Source organism: uncultured Clostridium sp., assembly GCF_937920395.1.
In the GTDB taxonomy this organism is placed as follows: Bacteria; Bacillota; Clostridia; order Clostridiales; family Clostridiaceae; genus Clostridium_AD.
In genome coordinates, this window is the sequence record NZ_CALEVF010000315.1 from 1 (window position 1) to 1,858 (window position 1,858).

Here is a 1,858-nt window from a genome sequence, read left to right on the forward strand (position 1 = left end):
CTAGAATTGATATGACATCTCCTAATATAAACATGAGAGATCCAGTAATTTATCGTATATCTCATGCAATTCATCATAATACGGGAGATAAATGGTGTATTTATCCTATGTACGATTATGCACATCCAATAGAAGATGCAATTGAGGGCGTTACTCATTCAATTTGTACTTTAGAATTTGAAGACCACAGGCCTCTATATGATTGGGTTGTAAATACTTGTGAAATGGAAAATAAACCAAGGCAGATTGAGTTTGCAAGATTAAATATAACAAATACTGTAATGAGCAAAAGAAATCTTAAACAATTAGTAGATGAACATGTAGTAGATTCATGGGATGATCCACGTATGCCAACAATAGCTGGACTTAGACGTAGGGGTTATACACCAGAATCTATACGTAATTTTTGCAGAGAAATCGGAGTTGCTAAAGCTAATAGTAAAGTAGATGGTCAATTGCTTGAGCATTTTATAAGAGAAGATTTAAGTCCTAAAACACTTAGAACAATGGCAGTTTTAAGACCCCTAAAAGTAGTTATAACAAATTATCCAGAATCTCAAGTTGAAATGCTTCAAATTGAGAATAATCAAGATGATCCATCTATGGGAACTCGCCAGGTGTCATTTTCAAGAGAAATATATATAGAAAGAGAAGACTTCATGGAAAATCCAATAAAGAAATACTTTAGATTATTTGTGGGTAATGAAGTAAGACTAAAAGGAGCATATTTTATTAAGTGCAATGAAATGATTAAGGATTCTGATGGAAATGTATCCGAACTACATTGTACTTATGATGTTGAAACTAAGAGTGGTAGTGGATTTACAGGAAGAAAAGTTAAAGGAACAATTCATTGGGTAGATGCAATAAATGCACTTCCAGCAGAATTCAGATTATATGAACCTTTAATTTTAGATGATGAACAAGAAGAAGGAAAAACTTTCATAGATCAAATAAATCCAAATTCTATAGAAATTTTACAAGGATTTATAGAGCCAAATATGAAAGATTCAAAACCAAATGATAAATTCCAATTCTTTAGACATGGATATTTCAATGTGGATAATAAATATTCAACTCCAGAAAAATTAGTGTTTAATAGAATAGTGTCTTTAAAAAGTTCTTTCAAAATTCAAAAATAATATCGGAAATTAATAAGAGCCAGTACAAGATATATCTTGTACTGGCTCTTATTTGTTATATTACTTTAGTTATTATATAGGAAACAGCTACTCAACCTTCCGTTCCACCGCAGCGAAGAGTTCATTCATATAAATATAGCAATACATAATAAAATGAACTTCCTATGGAAGTGGATTGAAATAAGAAGAGCAGAAACAATTGAAATCCCATTTAGAAATTCTTCTTTTGCTTATATAAAATTCTCGTAAGCCTGACACGAAGTCAGGCTAGCGAACCCGAGACAGGACGTCGAGTGTGAGCGTTAGAAAATTTTATATAAGCAAAAGATTAGAATTTCTTAAAGGGATTTCATGTTTCAAACTCTTATTTCAATTCGCTTAAGAGGAAGTTCATAGAATCAAACTTTTTTATTATAACAATTTAGTATCAATTTCGTCTTTAATTCTTGTAATAAATGAGTCAAGAGAAGTTGCACCCTCATCAGCATTTTTACGACTTCTAACTGATACTTCATTAAGTTCTTCTTCTTTTTCTCCAACTATTAGAAGGAAAGGAACTCTTTCATTACGAGCTTCACGGATTTTATATCCAATCTTCTCTGCTCTATAGTCAGCACCTACTCTAATTCTAGATTCTTTAAGTTTTGCTACTACCTTCTGTGCATAATCATGATATTTCTCAGAAATAGGTAATACTTTAACTTGAAGTGGTGCAA

At 31.5% G+C, this 1,858-nt stretch carries 2 protein-coding genes; one reads left to right on the plus strand and one right to left on the minus strand.

Features of this window, described 5'->3' with window-relative positions; translation table 11 throughout:
- Window positions 1-1,142, plus strand: a 1,142-nt coding sequence (gene glnS / locus Q0649_RS19585; protein WP_298845843.1) for a glutamine--tRNA ligase, incomplete at its 5' end; no start/stop codon positions are given.
- A gap of 411 nt (window positions 1,143-1,553) precedes the next feature.
- On the opposite strand, the gene Q0649_RS19590 is transcribed toward glnS, so the two are convergent.
- Window positions 1,554-1,858 (minus strand): His/Gly/Thr/Pro-type tRNA ligase C-terminal domain-containing protein (locus Q0649_RS19590; protein ID WP_298845844.1); only part of this gene is annotated, 305 nt, incomplete at its 5' end.